The 22,002-nt window shown below is 73.3% G+C and carries 19 protein-coding genes; 12 read left to right on the top strand and 7 right to left on the bottom strand.

Going from position 1 to position 22,002, the window contains the following annotated elements; all coding sequences use genetic code 11:
- Positions 1 to 9 precede the first annotated feature (9 nt).
- A complete protein-coding gene (locus tag ABD091_RS10705; protein WP_343918196.1) occupies positions 10 to 153 on the bottom strand; it encodes a GPGG-motif small membrane protein in 144 nt (47 codons plus the stop codon).
- A 151-nt stretch (positions 154 to 304) separates the two neighbouring features.
- Between ABD091_RS10705 and ABD091_RS10700 the strand changes: the two genes are divergently transcribed.
- Complete coding sequence (locus ABD091_RS10700) at positions 305 to 2,152, top strand: phosphoenolpyruvate carboxykinase (GTP) (protein ID WP_343918194.1); 1,848 nt, start codon at positions 305 to 307, stop codon at positions 2,150 to 2,152.
- Positions 2,153 to 2,276: 124 nt separating this feature from the next.
- Here the strand turns inward: ABD091_RS10700 and ABD091_RS10695 are convergent, their stop codons facing one another.
- Positions 2,277 to 3,488, bottom strand: a complete 1,212-nt coding sequence (locus tag ABD091_RS10695) for an MFS transporter (RefSeq protein WP_343918192.1) — start codon at positions 3,486 to 3,488, stop codon at positions 2,277 to 2,279.
- The gene (locus ABD091_RS10690; protein ID WP_343918190.1) at positions 3,485 to 4,717 is read right to left on the bottom strand and encodes an alpha-hydroxy acid oxidase; all 1,233 of its coding nucleotides are present in this window, start codon (positions 4,715 to 4,717) and stop codon (positions 3,485 to 3,487) included. Before ABD091_RS10690 ends, ABD091_RS10695 begins: the two co-directional genes overlap by 4 nt.
- An 86-nt stretch (positions 4,718 to 4,803) precedes the next feature.
- Between ABD091_RS10690 and ABD091_RS10685 the strand changes: the two genes are divergently transcribed.
- Positions 4,804 to 6,123, top strand: a complete 1,320-nt coding sequence (locus tag ABD091_RS10685; protein WP_343918188.1) for a DUF2254 domain-containing protein — start codon at positions 4,804 to 4,806, stop codon at positions 6,121 to 6,123.
- A 3-nt stretch (positions 6,124 to 6,126) separates the two neighbouring features.
- On the opposite strand, the gene ABD091_RS10680 is transcribed toward ABD091_RS10685, so the two are convergent.
- The gene (locus ABD091_RS10680) at positions 6,127 to 6,690 is read right to left on the bottom strand and encodes a hypothetical protein (protein WP_343918186.1); all 564 of its coding nucleotides are present in this window, start codon (positions 6,688 to 6,690) and stop codon (positions 6,127 to 6,129) included.
- A 146-nt stretch (positions 6,691 to 6,836) separates the two neighbouring features.
- Between ABD091_RS10680 and ABD091_RS10675 the strand changes: the two genes are divergently transcribed.
- The 7 genes from ABD091_RS10675 (at position 6,837) to ABD091_RS10645 (ending at position 16,064) form a co-directional block, all read left to right on the top strand.
- Positions 6,837 to 7,733, top strand: a complete 897-nt coding sequence (locus ABD091_RS10675; protein ID WP_343918184.1) for a sulfite exporter TauE/SafE family protein — start codon at positions 6,837 to 6,839, stop codon at positions 7,731 to 7,733.
- Between the two features lie 259 nt (positions 7,734 to 7,992).
- On the top strand, positions 7,993 to 9,444 hold the full coding sequence (locus ABD091_RS10670; protein WP_343918182.1) for a cytochrome ubiquinol oxidase subunit I: 1,452 nt from the start codon (positions 7,993 to 7,995) through the stop codon (positions 9,442 to 9,444).
- A 13-nt stretch (positions 9,445 to 9,457) separates the two neighbouring features.
- A complete protein-coding gene (gene cydB / locus ABD091_RS10665; protein ID WP_343918180.1) occupies positions 9,458 to 10,486 on the top strand; it encodes a cytochrome d ubiquinol oxidase subunit II in 1,029 nt (342 codons plus the stop codon).
- Positions 10,483 to 13,791, top strand: coding sequence for a thiol reductant ABC exporter subunit CydD (gene cydD / locus ABD091_RS10660; protein WP_343918178.1), 3,309 nt, complete (start codon positions 10,483 to 10,485; stop codon positions 13,789 to 13,791). Before cydB ends, cydD begins: the two co-directional genes overlap by 4 nt.
- Before the next feature lie 95 nt (positions 13,792 to 13,886).
- A complete protein-coding gene (locus tag ABD091_RS10655; protein WP_343918176.1) occupies positions 13,887 to 14,762 on the top strand; it encodes a universal stress protein in 876 nt (291 codons plus the stop codon).
- Between the two features lie 73 nt (positions 14,763 to 14,835).
- Positions 14,836 to 15,462, top strand: a complete 627-nt coding sequence (locus tag ABD091_RS10650) for a ClpP family protease (protein ID WP_343918174.1) — start codon at positions 14,836 to 14,838, stop codon at positions 15,460 to 15,462.
- A complete protein-coding gene (locus ABD091_RS10645; protein WP_343918172.1) occupies positions 15,459 to 16,064 on the top strand; it encodes a ClpP family protease in 606 nt (201 codons plus the stop codon). The genes ABD091_RS10650 and ABD091_RS10645 overlap by 4 nt, the downstream gene beginning before the upstream one ends.
- 35 nt (positions 16,065 to 16,099) lie before the next feature.
- Here the strand turns inward: ABD091_RS10645 and ABD091_RS10640 are convergent, their stop codons facing one another.
- Together ABD091_RS10640 and ABD091_RS10635 are read right to left on the bottom strand one after the other, a co-directional pair.
- Entirely contained in the window at positions 16,100 to 16,390 is a 291-nt protein-coding gene (locus tag ABD091_RS10640) for a helix-turn-helix domain-containing protein (RefSeq protein ID WP_343918170.1), read from the bottom strand.
- Between the two features lie 62 nt (positions 16,391 to 16,452).
- Entirely contained in the window at positions 16,453 to 17,142 is a 690-nt protein-coding gene (locus ABD091_RS10635; RefSeq protein WP_343918168.1) for a TetR/AcrR family transcriptional regulator, read from the bottom strand.
- 114 nt (positions 17,143 to 17,256) lie between these two features.
- Here ABD091_RS10635 and ABD091_RS10630 point away from each other — a divergent pair, with 114 nt between their 5' ends.
- Positions 17,257 to 18,186, top strand: a complete 930-nt coding sequence (locus ABD091_RS10630; protein ID WP_343918166.1) for an NAD-dependent epimerase/dehydratase family protein — start codon at positions 17,257 to 17,259, stop codon at positions 18,184 to 18,186.
- Positions 18,187 to 18,221: 35 nt separating this feature from the next.
- Complete coding sequence (locus ABD091_RS10625) at positions 18,222 to 19,421, top strand: low temperature requirement protein A (protein ID WP_343918164.1); 1,200 nt, start codon at positions 18,222 to 18,224, stop codon at positions 19,419 to 19,421.
- A gap of 4 nt (positions 19,422 to 19,425) precedes the next feature.
- On the opposite strand, the gene ABD091_RS10620 is transcribed toward ABD091_RS10625, so the two are convergent.
- Positions 19,426 to 20,205: an alpha/beta fold hydrolase gene (locus ABD091_RS10620; protein WP_343918162.1), complete on the bottom strand. Its 780-nt coding sequence runs from the start codon at positions 20,203 to 20,205 to the stop codon at positions 19,426 to 19,428.
- Between the two features lie 17 nt (positions 20,206 to 20,222).
- On the opposite strand from ABD091_RS10620, the gene ABD091_RS10615 reads away from it, so the two are divergent.
- The gene (locus ABD091_RS10615) at positions 20,223 to 22,001 is read left to right on the top strand and encodes a GNAT family N-acetyltransferase (protein WP_343918160.1); all 1,779 of its coding nucleotides are present in this window, start codon (positions 20,223 to 20,225) and stop codon (positions 21,999 to 22,001) included.
- Position 22,002 lies beyond the last annotated feature (1 nt).

Genomic DNA, 22,002 nt, shown 5'->3' with positions numbered 1-22,002 from the left:
GGCGTTGCGCTAGCTGAAGAGGCTGACGCCGCCAGGACCCACGAGCAGCCCGAGGACGATCAGCACGATCCCCCACAGCACCCCACCCCTGATCAGGGTGACGATGCCCGAGATGACCAGGATCACTGCAAGGATCCACAGCACGAAGTCCATGCTTCCCTCCCTCGTCGGGGCACGTTCGGCACCCGACGGTTCAATCTTGCACCTCGTCCCCTGAGCGGACAGCCCCGTACGGGTGAGCGGACGGCGCCGTCGCGGCTTGTGTAGGTTGCCTCCCACGCAGACCCCAGGGAGAGGCGGGACCGTGACGGACCAGACGCTTGTGGCGGACGCGGCGCTCGACGAGGCCGGACTGACCAACGGAGCCGTGCGCGACTACGTGCGCCACTGGGCCGGAGTCACCGGCGCCTCGCGGGTCGAGGTGGTCAGTGCCGCCGACGACGCGCGCCTGGTCCAGGAGGCGCTCGAGGCCGGCGAGATCCTGCCCGCCGGCGAGGGCCGCTACTACTCGCGCTCCTACTACAAGGACACCGCCCGCTCCGAGGAGCGGACGATCGTGGCCACCTCGCGGGAGTCGGACGCCGGCGTCTACAACAACTGGCGCCACTCCGACGAGATGAAGCCCAAGCTGGAGGGCCTGATGGCCGGCCAGCTCGAGGGCAAGACGATGTACGTCATCCCCTACCTGATGTCTCCCCCCGGCTCGCCGCTGGAGAAGTACGCCGCGGGCGTGGAGCTGACCGACAACCGCACCGTGGTGCTCCACATGATCCGGATGGCGCGGGTCGGCATCTCCCTGATCAACGACCTCGAGGAGCCCGACCACTTCGTGCGCGCCGTCCACGTGACCGGCGACCTCGAGCACCTCGGCCAGGGCACCCCGGACGACCGGCGCTACTTCGTCACCGTCGCCGACGAGCGGACGATCCTCCACTTCGGCAGCTCCTACGGCGGCAACGCCCTGCTCGGCAAGATCGCCCACGGCCTCCGGCAGGCGGCCTACGACGGGTGGGCGAGCCGCGAGTTCCTCTCCGAGCAGTTCATGCTCATCGGGATCACCGACAAGGAGACCGGCCGGAAGTACCACGTCTGCGGCGGCTTCCCGAGCGCGTCGGGCAAGACGAACCTCGCGATGATGCTCGCGCCCGACTCCCTCGGCGATCGCTACCACGTCTCGTTCTACGGCGACGACATCGCCTGGCTGTGGGTCAACCCCGACGACGGCCGGCTCTACGGCATGAACCCGGAGTTCGGGGTCTTCGGTGTCGCCAAGGACACCAACGAGAAGACCAACCCGACGGCGCTGAGGTCCATCGACGAGGGCACCGAGGTGCTGTTCACCAACGTCGCGTGGAACGAGAACACCCACGAGGTCTGGTGGGAGGGGAAGACGAAGACCCCGCCCGTCGACACCGCCGGCTGGCACGACTGGAAGGGCGAAAAGATCTCCGACCGGTCGACGCGCGACGACTCGCCGTGGGCCCACCCCAACAGCCGGTTCACGACGACGCTCGCCAACGTCCCGAACGTTGCCGACGACTTCGAGGACCCCGCCGGCGTCCCGATCGACGCGATCATCTTCGGCGGCCGCACCTCCGACCGCGAGCCGCTGGTCCGCGCGATCACCGACCTCGCCGAGGGCGTCTACGACGGCCTCACGCTGGGGGCGGAGGCGACCGCGGCGGCCGACGGCAAGGAGGGCATCCTCCGCTACGACCCGATGTCGATGCGGCCGTTCATGTCCTACGCCGAGGGCGACTACGCCGCCCACTGGCTGCGGATCGTCGGCGCCGCGACCGACCAGCCGATCTTCGCCCACGTCAACTGGTTCCAGAAGCACCCCGACGACGGCCACTACCTCTGGCCCGGCTACCGCGACAACCTGCGGCCGCTGCTGTGGCTGCTCCAGCTCCGCAACGGCGAGGTGACCGGCCGCGCGACGCCGGTCGGCATCCTGCCGCTGAAGGAGGAGCTCGCCCTCGACGGCTGCGAGGTCGACCCGGCCGAGCTCGACACCCTCCTCGACGTCGACGTCGAGCGGTGGCGCCAGGAGATGGGCTTCCGCGAGGAGCACCTCCAGCAGTTCACCGGCCTCCCCGAGGAGATCTGGGAGGCCCACCGCCGGGTCGCCGCCGCCCTCGACGACGCCTGAGGGGGTGCAGGATTCACCGGCCATCAGGGGATTCCGACGGACTGGTCAGGGAAATCTGGCACTTGTCAGGGGCTGCAACCCCTGACAAGTGCAGGAATCCCCGGCCATCAGGGGATTCCTGCACCTAGCCGCGCGCAGGCAGCAGAGGGGTGAGGCGGACCATCGCGATCGACCCCAGCAGCGGCCCGACGGCCAGCAGGGCGACCGCGACCGGCCAGCCCCAGGCCTCGGCGACGACCGGCACGCCCTGGATCGTCACGACGGTCAGCAGGAACCCGAGCGCGGTCTGGAGCGTCAGCGCGGTGCCGACCCAGCGCTGGTCGACGACGGTGCCGAGGCAGGCCGAGAACATCGCGGAGTCGGCGATCACCGAGGCGCCCCACACGACCAGCAGCGGCACGAGCACCCCCAGCCCCGAGCCGTACGCCGCCGCGGCGGTGAGGCAGCAGAGCCCGCTGACCACCATCGCACCCGCCGCGGCCCGGGCCCGCCCCCAGCGATCACCGGCCCAGCCGGCGAGCAGGCAGCCGCCGAGCCCGCCGAGGCCGAAGGCGGCGAAGACGACGAGCCCGACCGTCGAGCGGGAGGCGGGCGTCCCGTTCGCGGCCAGGCTGGCGGCGAGGAAGGCGGGCGCCCAGGCCCACACGGCGTAGAGCTCCCACATGTGGCCGAGGTAGCCGAGGTTGGCCAGCCGCGGCGCCCGGTCGCGCCAGACCTCGATCACCACCCCGGGGTGGAAGCCGTCGGAGCGCGTGACCAGCGGCCCGACCACGATCCACCGCTGCAGCAGGGCGGCGACGCCGGCCAGGACCGCGGTGACGACGAGCGCCGTCCGCCACGCCGGCCCCAGCGACCCCGCCACCAGCTGCGGGAAGATGCTGCCGAGGGTCAGCGCGCCGACCATCACCGACACCGCCAGCCCACGCCGGTCGGCGAACCAGCTGACGACGATCTTCATCCCGACCGGGTAGACCAGCGCGAGCGCGACCCCGGTGACCAGCCGCAGGACGACGGCCGCGACCGGTCCGTCGACGACCAGGGCGGTCGCCAGTGTCGCGAGCGAGGCGACGGCCGCGCCGAGCCCCATCAGCCGCGGCGGCGAGAACCTGTCCGGCAGGTTGGTGGCGGCCGAGGCCAGGGCACCGACCACGAACCCGAGCTGCACCCCGATCGTCAGCAGCGCCTCGCCGACCCGTCCGATCTCCCACTCCGACCGCAACGCCGGTGCGGCTGCGGACGCGGCGAACCACGTCGAGACGGCCAGCACCTGGACCACCGACACCAGCAGCAGCTGGCGCGCGGCGACCCGGGAGTCCGGCGCGGCGGTCAGGCTCACCGGGCGCGCGGCTCCAGCCGCTGCAGCTGGACGACGTGGTCGGGGGTGAGCTCGTCGAGGGTGCGGACCCCGAGCAGCTTCATGGTGCGCTCGACCTGGCCGCGGAGGATGTCGATGACGCGGTCGACCCCCTCGCGGCCCCCGGCCATCAGGCCATAGAGGTAGGCCCGTCCGACGAGCGTGAAGTGGGCGCCGTGGGCGACGGCGGCCACGATGTCCTGACCGGACATGATCCCGGTGTCGAGGTGGACCTCGATCCGGTCGCCGACCGCGGCGACGACCTCCGGCAGCAGGTGGAACGGCACCGGCGCGCGGTCGAGCTGGCGACCACCGTGGTTGGACAGCAGCACGGCATCGACGCCGAGGTCGGCGCAGCGGCGTGCGTCGTCGACGGTCTGGACGCCCTTGACCACGACCTTGCCGGGCCACTGCTCCTTGATCCACGCGAGGTCGTCGTAGGTGACGGTCGGGTCGAACATCGTGTCCAGCAGCTCGGCGACCGTCCCCGACCACGCGTCGAGGGAGGCGAAGGCGAGCGGCTCGGTGGTGAGGAAGTTGAACCACCACGCCGGCCGCGGGATCGCGTTGGCGACGGTCCGGGGCGTGAGGGTCGGCGGGATCGTCATCCCGTTGCGCACGTCGCGCAGCCGCGCCCCGGCGACCGGCACGTCGACGGTGACGAGCAACGTGTCGTAGCCGGCCTGCGCGGCGCGGTCGACCAGCGCCATCGATCGGTCGCGGTCCTTCCACATGTAGAGCTGGAACCAGTGGCGTCCGCCCGGCGCCGCCGCGGCCACGTCCTCGATCGAGGTCGTCCCCATCGTGGACAGCGCGAAGGGGATCCCTGCCGCGGCTGCGGCGGTCGCACCGGCGACCTCGCCCTCGGCCTGCATCATCCGCGTGAACCCGGTCGGCGCGATCCCGAACGGCAGCGAGACCCGTCGGCCGAGCACCTCGCGGGTGGTGTCGACGTCGGAGACGTCGCGCAGGATCGCCGGACGGAACTCCACGTCGCCGAAGGCCTCCCGGGCCCGGGCGAGCGACACCTCGCCGTCGGCCGCTCCGTCGGTGTAGTCGAAGGCCGCCTTCGGCGTACGCCGCTTCGCGATCCGACGCAGGTCCTCGACCGTCAGCGCCTTCGCGAGCCGCCGTTCCCTGGCCGACCAGGTGGGCTCCTTGAACCGGAGCAGCGGCGCGAGGTCGTGGTGGTTCGGGAGCTGGCGCTTCATGAGGTCACTCCATCACGGATGCGGTCGCGGGCCGGTCGCTCGCACCGTACCGTTCGGTGACGCACCACCCCCGTGAAGGAGCCCCCGTGCACAACAAGAGCCAGAGCCTGTCCGAACGCCTGCGCGCAGGCTTCTGGTTCCTGCCGCTCGGCATGTGCGTCGTCGCCGTCGCGCTGGCCACGCTCACGCTGTGGATCGACGACAACTACGACGGCACCCTCGGCGGGCTGCTGACCACCGGCGGCCCGACGGGCGCCCAGAACGTCCTGACCACCGTGGCGGCGTCGATGATCACGGTCGGCGCGACGGTGCTCTCGGTGACGATCGTCGCGATGCAGCTGGCCAGCACCCAGTTCGGACCGCGCATCCTCACCAACTTCGTCCGCTCCCGGGTCAACCAGGCGGCGCTGGGCTCGTTCGTCGCGGTCTTCACGTTCGCCGTCATCGTCCTGCGCCGGACCGGCAACTCGGTCGAGTCGCTGCCGCGGATCTCGGTGCTCGTCGCCCTCCTGCTGACCGCGGGTGCCGTGGTGATGCTGATCGTCTTCGTCCACCACATCGCCACGACCATCCAGGCGATGAACCTCGTCGGCCTGATCGCGCGCGACGTCGGCCGGTCGATGGACGAGCTGTTCCCCGACCCCGCGGACGCCGACGGCGTCGAGCCGGGCGGGGAGTGTCCCGAGGTCCAGGGCGACGGCACGCCCATCAACGCGGTGACGACTGGCTACCTCCAGCTCGTCGACGTCGAGGACCTCGTCGAGCTCGGTCGCGAGCACGACCTGCTGCTGAGGATGCTCGTCCGCCCGGGGAAGTTCGTCGTCGGCCACACCCCCGTCGCCATGGCCTGGTCGGGTGACGGGTCCGCGGCTGCCGACATGTCCGACGACCTGAAGGACGAGATCGCCGACTGCTTCACGACCGGCCCCCGGCGTACGCGCGGGCAGGACGCGGAGTTCCCGGTCAAGCAGCTCGTCGAGGTCGCGGTGCGCTCGCTCTCCCCCGCGATCAACGACCCGATCACCGCCTGCGCCTGCACCGACCACCTCGGCGCCGCGCTCTGCCGGCTCGCGGAGCGGAGGCTGCCACCCGACGTGCTCTGCGACGCCGACGGCCGCGCCCGGCTCGTCCACGGCGACCCGCTGACCTTCTCGATGATGGTCGGGGTCTGCTTCGACCAGGTCCGGCAGTCGGCGGACTACCACGTCGTGGTCTACGTCCACCTGCTCGAGGCGCTCGAACGCCTGGTGCCGTGCCTGACCGACGACGACCAGCGCGAGCCCGTGCGCCGCCAGGCCGACCTGGTGCTCGAGCGGGCGGAGCAGGTCGTGCCCCAGGAGGCCGACCGCGACGTCGTACGCCGGCGCCACGCGCGCGTCGTCGAGGTGATCGACGCACGCGGCTGAGGGTCAGCGCAGCCGCGGCGGGATCGGGTCCGCAGGCCTGGGAGGTCCGACCTCCTCGTGGGCGCGCTCGCGCACGGCCTCCTTGATCTGCTCGATGTTGTTGCGCAGCAGGTCGCTGATCAGCTCGTCGGTCCGCGGGTCGTCGAGCATCTCGATGAGGACCCGGAGCGTGGTCTCGGAGACCTGGCTCACGATCGTGTCGTAGCCGGGGAGCCGGCCGATCAGGCGGACGCTGGGGTCCTGCTTGACCTTCTCGGCCACCAGCGCCTTGAGCTCGTCGTGGTTCTCCTTGAGCGCGTCGGAGATGTTGCGCGTGTAGTGGCCGGCCTGGAGCACCGCGGCGACCTCGTCGAGCACGACGATCGTCAGCGGCCGCTTGACCAGGGTCAGCGCCTTCTCCGAGAGCCCGGAGGCGCGCTCGACGACCTTCGGTCGGTGCATCCCCATCCGGACCAGCACCGCTCCGAGGAGCGCTGCGGCGACCGACGTCCCGAAGACAACGGCCAGCACCAGCAGCAGCACCTGGAGGGTGCTCAGTCCCTCGAGCCAGTCGCTCAGTCCACCCATGACCGACATCCTCCCCTGTCGGCCGGTGGCGGCGTACCCCATCCGGGCGACATGCCGCACCGAGAGTTGACGACCCTCCGCCAAACTGCTTAATCTCTAGTTGTTCGATAGGAATAACGGGTCAGATCAAGAAAAGGGTCATTGACATGCGCAAGCTCCTCGTCCTCGCGGCCGTGGGCCTCCTCGCCCAGCTGGTCGACGGCTCGCTCGGCATGGCGTACGGCGTCACCTCGTCCACGCTGCTGCTGGCCGCCGGCATCGCCCCGGCCGCCGCCTCCGCCGCCGTCCACTTCTCCGAGATCGGGACCTCGCTGGTCTCCGGCTTCTCCCACCACAAGCTCGGCAACGTCGACTGGAAGACCGTCAGCATCCTCGCGGCCCCCGGCTTCGTCGGCGCCTTCGCCGGTGCCACCTTCCTGTCGAGCCTGCCGGCCGACACGGCCAAGCCCTGGGTCGCCGGCATCCTGCTCGCCCTCGGCATCTACGTCGTCTACCGCTTCCTGGTCCTCGGCGGTCGCCGCCCCACCTTCAAGTCGCGTCCCGGCGCGAAGTTCCTGGTCCCGATGGGCCTGGTCGGCGGCACGCTCGACTCCATCGGCGGCGGCGGCTGGGGCCCCGTCGGCACCACCACCCTGCTGAGCTCGGGCCGGCTCGAGCCCCGCAAGGTCGTCGGCTCGATCGACACCTCCGAGTTCGTGGTCGCCGTCGGCGGCTCGCTCGGCTTCCTCATCGGCCTCGGCAGCCAGGGCATCCTGTGGGGCTACGCCGGCGCACTCCTCGTGGGTGGAGTGATCGCCGCGCCGATCGCCGCCTGGCTCGTGAAGCACATGCCCGCCCGCGTCCTCGGTGTCGCAGCCGGCGGCCTGATCATCCTGACCAACACCAAGACCATCGCCGAGGCCCTCGGGGCCACCGGCGTCACGGTCGGCCTCCTCGCCGCGGTCATCGCGGTGGCGTGGATCTCGGGGATCGTCTGGGCCGTGGCCCAGGAGCGCAAGTCCCGGGAGACCGCCCGCCAGGAGGAGGCACTCGTCGGGGCCTGACCCTCCCCGGCGCGACGGCGGCCGGTCGGACACGCTCCGACCGGCCGCCGTTCCCTTGTCCGGCCCGCCGGGTCGGTAGTCCCGAACGAAACCGTTCGCCGAAGGATCGCGGAACGACGGTTCCGTTCGGGACTACGGCGCCTCGCAACCCCACCTCGGGACCTTGGTCCCACGGACCGGGGCCCGGCGGCCCGTCCACACGGAGGCCGCGGATTCCTAGCGTGGCTCGCGACGACACGTCCGAGCCGCAGGAGACCCCGTGGACCCCACCGACATCGCGCGATGGCAGTTCGCCATCACGACCGTCTACCACTTCCTCTTCGTGCCGATCACGATCGGCCTCTCGGCCATGGTCGCCGGCTACGAGATCGCGTGGCTCCGCACCCGCAACACCGCGTGGCTGCGGCTGACGAAGTTCTTCGGGAAGCTGTTCCTGATCAACTTCGCGATCGGCGTCGTGACCGGGATCGTGCAGGAGTTCCAGTTCGGCATGAACTGGAGCGACTACTCCCGCTTCGTCGGTGACGTCTTCGGCGCCCCGCTCGCGGTCGAGGGGCTGCTCGCCTTCTTCCTCGAGTCGACGTTCCTCGGCCTCTGGATCTTCGGCTGGGACCGGATCCCGGCGAAGCTCCACGCGGCCTGCATGGTCCTCGTCCACGTCGGCACCCTGTTCTCGGCCTACTTCATCCTCGCGGCCAACTCGTGGATGCAGCACCCGGTCGGCTTCGACTACAACCCCGAGACCGGCCGCGCCGAGATGAACGACTTCGCGGCGGTGCTGCTCAACAAGGTCCAGCTGGTGACCTTCCCCCACGTCGTCCTCTCCGCCTACATGACCGCGGCCGCGTTCGTCGTCGGCGTCGGCTTCTGGCAGCTGCGCCGCGTCCACCGGACCGAGCACGCCGAGCGCGACCTGCCCGTCTACCGGCGGGCGGTGCGCACCGGAGCGGTGCTGCTGCTCGTCAGCGGCGCCGGCGTGGTCGCGACCGGTGACGTCCAGGGCAAGATCATGACCGAGGTCCAGCCGATGAAGATGGCGGCGGCCGAGGCGCTCTGGGAGACGGAGGCGCCGGCCGACTTCTCGGTCCTGACGATCGGCACGCTCGACGGCAGCCGCGAGACCTTCTCGATCAAGATCCCCGGTCTGCTCAGCTTCCTCGCGACCGGCACCACGGACGGCGAGGTCGTCGGCATCGACGAGCTGCGCGAGCAGTACGTCGCGACGTACGGCCAGGACCCCGGCGAGGCCTACTACTCGGCCGGCGGCTACACGCCGGTGATCCCGCTGACCTACTGGACGTTCCGGCTGATGATGGGCCTGGGCCTGGTCGCGATGGTCGTGGGTGCCTGGATCCTCTGGGCCACCCGCGGAGGTCGGGTGCCGCAGGGCCGGGCGATCATGGCGGCGGCGGCGTCGCTGCCGTTCCTGCCGCTGTTCGCCAACTCCTTCGGCTGGATCTTCACCGAGGTCGGCCGACAGCCGTGGGCCGTCTTCGGGCTGATGACGACCGACCGCGCGGTGTCGCCGACGGTCAGCACCTTCGAGGTCACGACGTCCCTGGTCCTCCTCACGCTCGTCTACGGGCTGCTCGCGGTCGTCGAGGTGAAGCTGCTGCTGACCTACGTCGTCCGCGGCGCCGAGCCGATCGACCCCGACCACGACCCGTCCGCACCCCACTCCGACGACCGGCCGCTGGCCGTCGCCTACTGAGGAAGGCGCCACCATGGAGCTGACCACCGTCTGGTTCACGCTGATCGCCGTCCTCTGGATCGGCTACTTCACCCTCGAGGGCTTCGACTTCGGCGTCGGCATGCTGCTGCCGGTGCTCGCGAAGGACGACCGCGAGCGCCGGGTCCTGCTCAACACGATCGGCCCGGTCTGGGACGGCAACGAGGTGTGGCTGCTGGTCGCCGGCGGCGCGACGTTCGCGGCCTTCCCCGAGTGGTACGCGACCCTCTTCAGCGGCTTCTACCTGCCGCTGCTGCTGATCCTGCTCGCCCTCATCGTCCGCGGGCTGGCGTTCGAGTACCGCGCGAAGCGCGACGACGACACCTGGCGGGCGCGCTGGGACGTCGCGATCGTCGTCGGCTCGTTCGTCCCGGCGCTGCTGTGGGGCGTCGCCTTCGCCAACATCCTGCGCGGGGTGCCGATCGACGCCGACATGGAGTACGTCGGCGGGTTCTTCAACCTGCTCAACCCCTACGCCCTCGTGGGCGGGCTCACCACCCTGAGCCTCTTCCTCACCCACGGCGCGATGTTCCTCGCGCTCAAGACCGACGGTCCGGTGCGGGAGCGCGCGGGCGCGCTCGCCGTCCGGCTCGGCGCGGTGGCCGCGGTGCTCGCGGTCGTCTTCCTCGGCTGGACCCAGGCCACGACCGGCACGCTCGCCTCGGCGGTCGCCTTCGTGGTGGCGGCGGCGACGCTGCTCGCAGGCCTGGGCGCGGCCCTGGTGCGGCGCGAGGGATGGGCGTTCCTCGGCACCTTCGCCGCCATCGCGGCCGGTGTCGCCGGCCTGTTCCTCGCGCTCTTCCCGGACGTGATGCCGACGTCGCTGGCCGACGGGGTCGGGCTGACGACAACGAACGCCGCGGCCACGTCCTACACGCTCGGGATCATGACCGTCGTCGCGGTCGTCTTCACCCCGGTCGTCCTGCTCTACCAGGGCTGGACCTACTGGGTCTTCCGCAAGCGCATCGCGACCCACCACATCCCCGAGCCCGCAGCAGCGCCCGAGCCGGCCCCGCAGGCATGAGGCCGGCCGACCCGCGGCTGCGACCGCTGCTCACCACCGCACGACGACCGCTCCTCGGCGTCGTCGCTGCGGGGGTGGGCGGCGCGCTCCTGGTCCTCGCGCAGGCCTGGACCGTCACCGGGATGGTGGTCGCGGTCGTGGACGGCACCCCCGTCGGCCCGTGGGCGCTGGCCACCGCCGTCCTGCTCGGGATCCGGGCGTTGCTCACGATCCTCGGCGAGTACGCCGCCGGGCGGGCCGCCACACGACTGGCGGTGTCGCTGCGGGCACGGGTGCTCGCGGTCGTGCTGCGGCGCGGCCGGTCCGGCGCGGCCGACGGGGCGACGTCGCTGCTGCTCACCCGCGGGGTCGCGGCGACGGAGCCCTACGTGACCCGCTACCTGCCGGCCCTCGTGCTCGCGGCGCTGCTGCCGCCGCTGACGGTCGTGCTGATCGCGACCCAGGACCTGCTGAGCGCGGCGATCGTGCTCGCGACGCTGCCGCTCGTGCCGGTCTTCGGCGCGCTCGTCGGCCTCGCCACCCGCGACCGGGCCGCCCGCCAGTGGCGGCAGCTCGCGGTGCTCTCGGGCCACTTCCTCGACGTCGTCCGCGGCCTGCCGACGCTCGTCGCCCACCGCCGCGCGCGGGCCCAGTCGGCGCGGATCGCCGACGCCAGCGAGCGCTACCGCCGCGCCTCGCTCGACACCCTGCGGCTGGCCTTCGCGTCGTCGGCGGTCCTCGAGCTGGTCGCGACCCTCTCCGTCGCGCTGGTCGCCGTGACGGTCGGGGTCCGGCTCGCCGAGGGCGGGCTCGACCTGCGCACCGCGCTCTTCGTGCTGCTCCTCGCCCCCGAGGCCTACTGGCCGCTGCGCCGGGTGGGTGCGGAGTTCCACGCCGCCGCCGAGGGGACCGCGACCTTCGAGGGGGTGCTCGCCCTCCTCGACGAGTCGCCGGACGACGTCGGTTCGGCACCCGCGCCGGGCCAGGACCTCGTCGTCGACCACGTCACCGTGGTCCACCCGGGACGGATCGCGCCCGCGCTCGAGGACGTCTCGCTGGTCCTGCCCGAGCGCGGCGTGACCGCCGTCGTGGGGCCGTCGGGCTGCGGCAAGACCACGCTGCTCTCCGTCGTCGCCGGACTGCTCGCCCCCTCCTCCGGCTCGGTCACCGGGGCCGACGGCTGCCCGGCACGGGGCCGCGCGTGGCAGGAGGAGGTGGCGCTGCTGCCCCAGCAGCCCGTGCTGCTCGCGGGGAGCGTCGCCGACAACCTCCGGCTGGGCCGGCCAGCCGCCAGCGACGCCGAGCTGTGGTCGGCGCTGCGGGAGGTCGCGCTCGAGGAGCGCGTGCTCGCCGCGCCCGGCGGGCTGTCCGCGACGGTCTCGGAGGAGGGCACCGCGACCGGGACCGGTTTCTCGGCCGGCGAGCGGGCACGGCTCGCCCTCGCCCGGGTCCTGGTCGCCGACCGGCCGTGGGTCCTGCTCGACGAGCCGACCGCCCACCTCGACGACCTCACCGAGCAGGTCGTCGCCGACGTCGTGGCCGACCTCGGCCGCCGCTCGGCCGTCGTCCTCGTGGCCCACCGCCCGGCGCTCGTCGAGCTCGCCGACCACGTCGTGACCCTCGCTGCTCCCGCGCCGGTCCAGCCCGCGGTCGTGACCCCGTCCCCCCGGACGGCGGCCGCCGCGGAGCCGTGGACGACCGCACCCGGCGACCGGCGGCTGCTCCCGGCGGCCACCGTCGTCGGTGCCCTCGCCTCCGCGTCGGGCGTGGCGCTGACCGCCACCGCCGGCTGGCTGATCGTGCAGGCCTCGACCCACCCCGCGGTGCTGACGATGCTGGTCGCGGTCGTGGGGGTCCGCACCTTCGGCCTGGCCCGCCCGGTCCTCCGCTACGTCGAGCGGATCTGGTCCCACGACGCCGCGCTGCGCGAGCTGGTCACCCGTCGCGTCGCGGTCTGGGACGCGCTCGTGCCCCTGGTGCCCGCACGCCTCGGCGTACGGCGGGGGGACGCGCTGGCGGCGGTGGTCGACGACGTCGACGCCGGGCTGGACGAGGAGCTCCGGGTCAGGATGCCGGCGCGGTCGTTCGCGCTGGTGGCGCTGCTCGCGACCACGGTCGCGGCGCTCCTGCTCCCGGCGGCGGCCGCCGTGGTCGCGGGCTTCTGCCTCGTCGCCGGCGGCGGCGCCTGGGCGGTGGCCAGGCTCGCCGCGGGTCGCGCGGAACGGCGCCTGGTCCGCCACCGGGCCGACCTCTCGGCGGCCGTGGTCGAGGCGGTGCAGCTCGCCGACGAGCTGCGCGTGTGGCAGGCGGACTCCCCGACCGTCGAGCGGGTCTCGGCGCTCGGACGGGCCGTGGGCGGTGCCGGCACGCGAGGGGCTGCCGGCACCGCCGCGGGGCGCGCGCTCGTGCTGCTCGCGAGCGCCGCCGGGATGGCCGCGTCCGCGGTCGTCGCCGGCGCCGCGGTCTCGGCCGGTGACCTCAGCGCTCCGGTCGCCGCGCTGCTCGTGCTGCTGCCGCTCGCGCTCGCCGACGTCGCCCTCCCGCTCGCCGACGCGGGCGCGCTCGCCGCACGGACCACCGCCGCTCGGAGCCGGCTCGCTGCGCTGCTCGCCCAGGCCCCCGCCGTACCCCCGGGTGGTGCCGCCCTGCCCGCCCCCGGCTCCGGACCGGTCGCCGAGCTCGACGGGGTCACCGCCCGGTGGAACGCTCACGCCCCCGCCACGGCCGAGGTGTCGCTGTCCCTGGCCCCCGGCGACCGGGTGGCCCTCGTCGGTCCGTCGGGATCGGGCAAGAGCACGGTGGCGGCCCTGCTGATGCGCTTCCTCGACCCGGTCGCCGGGACGGTCCGGGTCGACGGGGTGCCCGGCCGGCTGCTCGATCCGGAGGACATACGCCGCCGCGTCGGCCTGGTCGACGACGCGCCCCACGTCTTCGCCTCGACCCTGGCCGAGAACGTGCGGCTGGCGCGGCCCGACGCGAGCGACGACGAGGTGCTCGACGCGCTGCGCCGCGCGCGGCTCGGCGACTGGGTCGCGACCCTCCCCGACGGCCTGCACACCTGGCTCGGCGACGGTCACGCGGCTGTGTCGGGCGGCGAGCGGGCGCGGATCGGGGTGGCGCGCTCGCTGCTGGCCGACCACGCGGTCCTGGTGCTCGACGAGCCGACCGCCCACCTCGACCACCCGACGGCGGCCGCGCTGGCACGTGAGGTCCTCGACGAGCCGGGCGCGCGGACGGTCCTCTGGATCAGCCATGCCGCGGCCGGTCTGGACCGCGTCGACAGGATCCTGCAACTCGGCGTGCGCCCAGCCTCGTTCACATATTGAATGGTCGACAAGTTAAAGATTCGGGACCAACGTCCTGACCGGTCGAGGGCTCGGGACCCTGCTGGTCGGCAGAGGATGAGGACGACGCTGAGGACATGACCGGCACCACCAGCACCACCAGCAGTCCCGAGGTCCCGCGCGCCGCGGTCGTCGTCGGGGTCGACGGCACCGACTCCTCGCTCCACGCCGCCGAGTGGGCGGCCGAGCACGCCGACCTCGAGGGTCTCCCGCTCGTCGTCGTCCACACGGTGGACGACACCGCGGTCGAGGCCACCGCGTGGTCCGGGGTGGTGTGGGTGCTGCCGACCCCGTTCGAGCGGTTGATGGCCACCGGGCGCCTGATCGTCGAGGAGGCCACCGACCGGATCTCGCGTCGCCACCCCGACCTCGCGGTCCACCCCCACGTCGTCCACGGCGACGTACGACGCACCCTCGTCGACCTCTCGCGCGACGCGTCCATGGTCGTGCTCGGCTCCCGCGGCCGCGGGACCGTCGGCAGTGCCGTGCTCGGGTCCGTCGGCGCCCACGTCACCCGGCACGCGAGCTCACCCGTCGTCATCACCCGCCCGGGACACCCGGGCCGCGTGCACGACGGCGTGGTGGTCCTGTGCGACGGCACGCCGACCTCCGTCCCGGTGGTGGCCAGGGCGATCGAGATCGCCGCCGAGCGCGGTCTCGGCGTGACGGTCGTGCGGTGCGTCCCCCACTCCGCGCTCCACGACGAGGTGCTCGCGGCGCTCGAGGACGACCTGGCGCCGCTCCGCGGCCGCGCCCCCGGCGTCCCCGTGCACGCCGCGGTGCGCGTGGGTGATCCCGCCGACACCCTGGCCGCATGGCCGCGCCCGCCCGACCTCGTCGTCGTCGGCCGCCACCCGGTCGACTCGCTGGTCCGCCACCTCACCCACGTCAACGCCACCCGCGTCCTCGAGCACGCCGAGAGCCCCGTCCTCGTGGTCCCCCAGGCCGGCTGACTCCGCTGGGAGCAGATCCGCTCCCGGCAGCACGCCCTTCGCCCCGGCGTACGCCGCGGGCAGGCTCGACCGCATGACCACCGACTGGAACATCGACGGGGCCCACGGGCGCATCGAGGACGAGCTCGTCCACCGACTCATGCACCAGCGCATCATCGTGCTGGGCGAGGCGCTGGAGGAGGCGAACGGCAACCGGCTGATGCACCAGCTGCTGCTGCTGTCGGCGGAGGACCCACGGTCCGACATCAGCCTCTGGATCAACTCCCCCGGCGGCTCCGTGTCGGCGATGCTCGCGATCCACGACGTGATGCGGCTGCTGCCCAACGACGTCAGCACGGTCGCGATGGGGATGGCCGCGAGCGCCGGCCAGTTCCTGCTCTCCGCGGGGACGCCGGGCAAGCGGTTCGCGCTGCCCCACGCCCGGGTCCTGCTCCACCAGGGCTCCGCCGGGATCGGCGGCACGGCCGTCGACATCGAGATCCAGGCCGACGACCTGCGCCAGACGCGCGACACCGTCCTCGGCCTGGTCGCCGAGCACACCGGCCAACCGCGCGAGACGGTCGAGCGCGACTCCCGGCGCGACCGGTGGTTCAGCGCCGAGCAGGCGCTCGACTACGGGTTCGTCGACAAGGTCATCAGCGCCGTCGAGGACGTGACGCCCACCCACCGGCGCGGCCTCGGGCTGGGGGTCTCAGCATGAGCTCCTACACCCTGCCCTACGTCGTGCAGCAGACCCCGCGCGGCGAGCGGACGGTCGACCTCTACTCGCGACTCCTCGCAGACCGGATCGTCTACCTCGGCACCGAGCTCGACGACGGCGTCGCCAACGCCGTGATCGCCCAGCTGATCCACCTGACGTCGGAGAACAGCGAGGCCCCGATCAGCCTCTACGTGAACTCCCCCGGCGGCTCGATCTCGGCGATGCTCGCGGTCTACGACGCGATGCAGTTCGTCGCGGCGCCCGTGCACACGACGTGCGTCGGCCAGGCCGCGTGGACGGCCGCGGTGCTGCTCGCCGGCGGCGAGCCGGGCCACCGGTCGATCCTCCCGCACGGCCGGGTCGTGCTCCACCAGCCGGCGACCCAGGGGCGCGGCTCGATCCCCGACCTGATCGTCGAGGCCGAGGAGATCGCGCGGGTCCGGCTGCTGCTCGAGGAGCTCCTCGCCCACCACACCGGACGCTCGGCCGAGCAGGTCCGGGAGGACACCGACCGCGACCTCGTCCTCCCGGCCGCGGCTGCCGTCGACTACGGGATCGTCGACGCGGTCCTCAGCTCCCAGCGCGCGGCGTACGCGGGGTGAGGGTGGTCGGTTTCCCCGGTCGACCGGGGAAACCGTCACGCCGCCAGGGCCAGCGGGCCGGAGGGCCGCGCCGTCCGGACGACCAGCTGCCGCACGGTCAGCCCGAGCGCGCCGGTGATGGCCTGGAGCATCTCCGAGGAGGGGTCCTTGAGGCCGCGCTCGACCTCGGAGAGGTACTGCGTCGACACGCCCGCCCGCTCCGCGACGTCGACCAGCCGCTCCTCACGGTCGAGCCGCTCGGAGCGCAGCCGCTCGCCGACGAGCTCGCGCCACAGCGGCTCCGGCTCGTCGGGGACCGCCGTCGGGAACCGCACCACCTCGCCCATGGCACCGACGGTAGGCCGGGACGGCGCCCGCCGCCCACCCGTTCCGCTCACGGCGTAACCGCTCAGGGGAGTCCGACGAGGTCGGCCATCCGGTCCATCTCGGCGGCGAAGAAGACCTCGTGGGGGTCGACGGCGCCGTGGCGGTGCCCGAACAGCTCGTGGGAGATCGCGCCGGTGAGCTGAGTCCAGGCCATCAGCCCGCGCACGACGGCCTCGCCGGGCAGCTCCTCACCGAAGAACTCCTGCACCGGTGCGATCGACGCGGTCAGCGCGGCCGGCAGCTCCCGCTCCGGCAGTCGTACGCCGCCGGCGACCGCGTCGTGGAGCAGGGCGACCATCCGCCGCGGGATCCGGGCGGCCGGGTCGACGGTGTCCTGCGGCGCCGCATAGCCGGGGACCGGGGAGCCGAACAGCAGCGCCCACTCCTGCGGGTGCTGGTGCGCCCAGTTCCGCGCGCCGAGGCACAGCGCGTGCCAGCGTCCACGGAGATCCGCGTCGTCGACGGCTGCCTCCGCGTCCTCCGCAGCGGCCCCGAGCGCGTCGTAGCCCTCGACGATGAGCGCCGTGAGCAGGGCGTCACGGCTGGCGACGTAGCGGTAGACGGCCGAGGACACCATGCCGACGTCGCGCGCGACCGCCCGCAGGCTGAGCTGGGCCGGCCCCTCGGTCGCGAGCCGGGCGCGTGCCGCGTCGACGATCGCCTGCCTCATGTCGGCGCGGGCGCGGCGTCGGACGTCGTCGGCGGTGCTCATGTGACCAGTAGACCACAAATGAGAGCACTGCTCTTGCGTAGGGCGAGCGGTGGGCGTACCGTCGACACAAGAGCACTGCTCTCCATAGCGATCACCAGTCATCCAGGAGCTCCCGTGAACCACCACGTCATCGTCGGGTCCGGCCCGATCGGCACCGCCCTCACCGCCCGTCTCACCGCCGACGGCCACGAGGTCACCGTCGTCACCCGCTCGGGCGGCGAGAGCCGCGACGGGGTCCGGCACCTCGCCCTCGACGCGGGCGACGCCGACGCGCTCAGCACCGTGGCGGCGGGCGCCGCCGTCCTCTACAACGCGGCGAACCCGCGCGACTACCACCGCTGGGCCGAGATCTGGCCGCCGCTCGCCGCCAGCCTGCTCACGACCGCCGAGCGCACCGGCGCCGTGCTCGCGACCGTCGGCAACCTCTACGGCTACGGTCCCGTCGACGGGCCCATCTCCGAGGACCTGCCGCAGGCCGCCACGTTCACCGGCGGCCGGGTGCGCGCCGGGATGTCGGCCGACGCCTTCGCCGCCCACGAGGCCGGCCGGGTCCGCTCGGTCGAGGTGCGCGCCAGCGACTACCTCGGTGGCGGCGCCTACGCCCACGCGAACCTCGCCGCCCGGGCAGCCCTCGCCGGCCGGACCGCCATGGTGGTGGGCGACCCCGACCAGCCCCACACCTGGACCGGCACCGACGACACCGCCCGGACCCTCGTCGCCGTCGCCACCGACGAGCGTCACCACGGCCGCGCGTGGCACGTCCCCAGCAACGAGCCGCGGCCTCTGCGCCGCGTCGTCGCCGACGTGGCCGAGCGGGCGGGCGTCCCCGTGCCGCGCATCCTCGGGGTGCCGGCCTGGGCGATCCGGTCAGCCGGCCTGGGCAACGGCCAGATGCGCGCGATGGCCGACGTGATGTACCAGCACACCCGCCCCTACGTGCTCGACGACTCCGACGCCCGGCGCGAGCTCGGGCTCGCCCCCACCCCGTGGACCGACCTCCTCGACGACGTCGTCGCGACCGAGCGGAGCAGGGCCGCCGCCTGACCCGACCCGACCGCGCCCCGCCGTACGCTCGGCGCGTGAGCCAGGAGACGGCGGAGGCCGAGGTCGAGCGCCACGCGAGCTGGGCCGAGCTGTTCTTCGACCTCGTCGTCGTCGTCGGCGTCGCGGCCCTCGCCCACGTGCTCGAGGGCGGCGTCGACGCCCCGACGCTGGGGCTCTACGCCGTCCTCTTCCTGGCCTTCTGGCTCTCGTGGACCTCGTTCATGCTCTACGGCAACGTGGCCGCCGGCGAGACCCGGCTGCTGCGCCTGCTCGTCGGGATGCTCGGGCTGGGAGTGATGGCCGCGAGCGTCCCGGGACTCGTCCACACCGTGCTCCACGAGGGCCACGAGGAGCACGCCGTCACCGCTTTCGTCGTGGCCTACGTCGCGACCCGCGTGCTCGGTGCCAACGCCTGGGAGCGCGGCCAGGTCGTCGTCGACTTCCCCGTCGCCCAGCACGCGCTCGGCGTGCTGCCGTGGGTGGTGTCGATCTGGGTCGACCCGCCGTGGCAGGTCTGGCTGTGGGTGCTCGGCATCGGCCTCGACCTGTTCATGCTGCTCGTCTACTCCGCCGACGACGCGCTCAAGAGCCTCGACGACCGTCTCGAGCAGGTACGCCGCCGCGACCCCGAGCGCGTCGCCGGCTTCGCGATCCAGCGCACCGAGTTCGACGCCGGTCACCTCGCGGAACGGCTCGGCCTGTTCGTCATCATCGTGCTCGGCGAGGGAGTCGTGCAGGTGGTGCGGACGTCGTGGGAGGTCGAGTTCGACCGCGACCTCCTGCGCGCAGGCCTGTCGTCGTTCGTGCTGCTCTGCGGCATGTTCTGGCTCTCGCTGCTCCACGGCCACGCCGGTGTCCCGCACCTGCGGGCGGGGGTGCTCGGCGCGCGCGCCAGCCTCGTCATCCACGCGGCGGTCACGGCGACCGTCGCCTGCGTCGCCGTCGCACTGGCCGGCGTCGTCGAGCACGGTGCAGAGCCGCTGGGGTCCGACCAGCGCTGGCTGCTGTGCGGCGGCGTGGCGATCTACTTCCTGCTCGGCGTGGTCGCCCAGGTCGCCTCCCGCGACCGGCAGTGGGTGCGCATCACCGGCCGCCTCGTCGCCGGCGTCGTGGTGCCGGTCCTGCTCGGCGCGCTCGCCACGGACGTCCACGGCAGCACCCTGGTCTGGTACGTCGTGCTCGTGGTGGCGGTCAACATCGTCAGCCAGCGCGCCGCGACCCGCAGCGGGGGGTGAGCCCTCAGCCGTGGGCGGCGACCTCGTCGTGGAGGCGGGAGGGCCAGGTGTGGACGTCGGTGAGGGTGGTGGCGACCTCGAGCCGGGCGCCGGGGACCGTCTCGACGATGGCCTCGGCGGTCGAGAGCGGGTGGGAGGCGTCCTCGGTCCAGGCGAGGACGAGCACCGGCAGGTCGAGCATCGCCAGGGACCGTTTCGAGGGCAGGTCGGTGAGCGCGGCTCCCCGGAGCAACGTCGGCAGCAGCCAGTCGGCGACGTCCGGCACGGTCTCGGGAACGCCGACCGTGGCCGGCGGCGGCGCGACCATCCGTCCGGCCTCGACGAACGCCGCCATCCCGAGCTCCTCGACCACCGCGGCGGCGCGCCGGTAGTCCTCCGCCTTCGCGACCCGGGTCTCCCACGCCGTCGGCGGCACCAGCAGCGTCAGCCCGGCGAAGCGCTCCGGCTCCCGGATCGCCGCGTGGAGGAGCGTGCCGCACCCCATCGACGGCCCGACGCCGTGCACCGGCTCGCCCGGGAACCACGCCTCCAGCAGCCGCAGCAGGTCGTCGGCGAGCACGTCCCAGCGGTAGTCCTCGGGCACCTCCCGCCCGGTCGAGCGGCCGTGCCCGCGCGCGTCGTAGCGCAGCAGGCGGGTGCCCGACAGCCCGCGCCCGAGGTCGAGGTCGAGGACCCGGTCGCGCCGACGGCTCGAGGTCAGGCCGTGGAGCTGGACCACGGGATGGCCGCCTTCGTCGCTCAGCTCGACGTCGAGGACGGCACCGGGGACGTCGAAGGACGGCACAGCCCTAGAGTACGGACGTGCGGCTCACCAACGTCGCCCACCTGCGACTCCCCTTCGGGCGCCTGCTCGGGTACGACGTCACGGTGGGCCAGCCCGGCGCGGAACTCCCCGTCTCGTTCGACCAGCGCCGCCACGTCGCCGTCGGCGAGCGGCCCGGCTCCTGGATGGCGCTGTCGTTCCGGCTGCCGACGCGCGTCGACCCCGACGACCTGGCGGCCGCCTGGCTGGCGGTCGTCGAGCGCCACGGGACGCTCCGGTCGGCATTCACCGAGGTCGACGGCGAGCCGCGCCTCCACGAGGTCGAGGTCGGTCCCGGCACCTGGGTCGAGCACACCGTCGAGCCCGGCCAGGCCGTCAACGACGCGCTCCGCCAGGTCCTCGACACCCACTGCACGCCCTGCTCCCGACCCTCCCACCGGCTCTGCCTGCTCGAGACCGCCGACGGCCCGACCGTCGTCGTCGCCGCCGACCACTCCCACGTCGACCTGTGGTCGATGCTCGTCATCGTCCGCGACCTGCTGACGGCCCTGGCCGACCGGCGTGCGGGCCGCACCCCGACCCTCCCGCCGGCGCCCCCGTTCGCCGACCACACGGAGGCACTCCGCGACCGGCCGCTCGCCCCCGACGACGTCCGCCGCCGCTGGGCCGAGGTGCTCGAGGCCTGCGGCGACGTGATGCCGCGGTTCCCCCTCCCCCTCGACCTGCCGCTGGGGGAGGGCTCGACGCTGGTGCGCGAGCGGGTCGAGGTTCGCGACGTGCTCGACGTCGACGCCAGCGCCGCCTTCGCCGTCCGCGCCCGGGAGGAGGGAGTCTCGACGCTCGCGCTGGTCGTCGCGGCGATGACGGCCGTGACCCGCGACCTCGCCGACCAGCCGCTGCGCGCGGTGTTCCCGGTCCACAGTCGCTACGACGCGACGTGGCACGACTCGGTCGGCTGGTTCATCACCAACTCGGTCATCGAGTCGGTCGACCCCGACCCGCGCGCGAGCGCGGCCGCGGTCAAGGAGGCCGTCCAGCTCGGGTCGTGGCCGCTCGCCGACGTCCTCGAGCCGTGGGGCGGGATGCCCGAGGCGCCCGGCATGTTCGCGATCTCGTGGCTCGACCTCCGCCGGCTGCCGGTGCGCGTCGACGCGACCGGCCTCGAGGCGCAGTACGTCGGCGCCGCGGTGCTGACCGACGGCGTGATGCTCTGGTTCGTCCTCGACGAGTCGGGCCTCCACCTGCGCTGCCGCTACCCCGACACCGACGAGGCCCGGCGCCACGTCGGCGGCTGGCTCGACACGCTGGTCGACCGGCTCCGCGCCGAGGCCCGGACCGGCGCCGACGGCCGGCTCCGCCTCGGCGACCGGCTCTACCGAATCGAGCGCGCCACCCGTGAGGACGTCCCGGCGCTCGTCGCGCTGCTCGCCGACGACGAGATCGGCCGGACGCGGGAGATCGACGACCTGCCGCGCTACGAGGCGGCGTACGACGCCATCGCGCGCAACCCGCTCGACTACCTCGCCGCCGTCCGCGACGAGGACGACCGGCTCGTCGGGACGATGCAGCTGACGGTGATGCCGGGCCTGTCGCGGGGCGGCACGACCCGGCTCCAGGTCGAGGCCGTCCGGATCGCGTCGACCGAGCGGGGTCGCGGCCTCGGCACGGCAATGCTCGAGTGGGCCCACGACCACGGCCGCGCCCGCGGCTGCACGCTCGCCCAGCTGACGACCGACGTGGAGCGACAGCAGGCGCACGCGTTCTACGAGCGGCTCGGCTACGCCGCCTCCCACACCGGGCTCAAGCGGCCGCTCTGAC

This window comes from Nocardioides aestuarii (assembly GCF_039527245.1).
GTDB classification, from domain to species: Bacteria; Actinomycetota; Actinomycetes; order Propionibacteriales; family Nocardioidaceae; genus Nocardioides; species Nocardioides aestuarii.
This window is presented reverse-complemented; position numbering and strand designations above follow the sequence as displayed.

Excerpts from the sequence above, each read along its gene's own strand:
- cydD (WP_343918178.1), top strand. The coding sequence starts at position 10,483 with ATGAGGCCGGCCGACCCGCGGCTGCGACCGCTGCTCACCACCGCACGA.
- ABD091_RS10645 (WP_343918172.1), top strand. The coding sequence starts at position 15,459 with ATGAGCTCCTACACCCTGCCCTACGTCGTGCAGCAGACCCCGCGCGGC.
- ABD091_RS10635 (WP_343918168.1), bottom strand. The coding sequence starts at position 17,142 with ATGAGCACCGCCGACGACGTCCGACGCCGCGCCCGCGCCGACATGAGG.
- ABD091_RS10705 (WP_343918196.1), bottom strand. The coding sequence starts at position 153 with ATGGACTTCGTGCTGTGGATCCTTGCAGTGATCCTGGTCATCTCGGGC.
- ABD091_RS10650 (WP_343918174.1), top strand. The coding sequence starts at position 14,836 with ATGACCACCGACTGGAACATCGACGGGGCCCACGGGCGCATCGAGGAC.
- ABD091_RS10680 (WP_343918186.1), bottom strand. The coding sequence starts at position 6,690 with ATGGGTGGACTGAGCGACTGGCTCGAGGGACTGAGCACCCTCCAGGTG.
- cydB (WP_343918180.1), top strand. The coding sequence starts at position 9,458 with ATGGAGCTGACCACCGTCTGGTTCACGCTGATCGCCGTCCTCTGGATC.
- ABD091_RS10655 (WP_343918176.1), top strand. The coding sequence starts at position 13,887 with ATGACCGGCACCACCAGCACCACCAGCAGTCCCGAGGTCCCGCGCGCC.
- ABD091_RS10640 (WP_343918170.1), bottom strand. The coding sequence starts at position 16,390 with ATGGGCGAGGTGGTGCGGTTCCCGACGGCGGTCCCCGACGAGCCGGAG.
- ABD091_RS10675 (WP_343918184.1), top strand. The coding sequence starts at position 6,837 with ATGCGCAAGCTCCTCGTCCTCGCGGCCGTGGGCCTCCTCGCCCAGCTG.
- ABD091_RS10690 (WP_343918190.1), bottom strand. The coding sequence starts at position 4,717 with ATGAAGCGCCAGCTCCCGAACCACCACGACCTCGCGCCGCTGCTCCGG.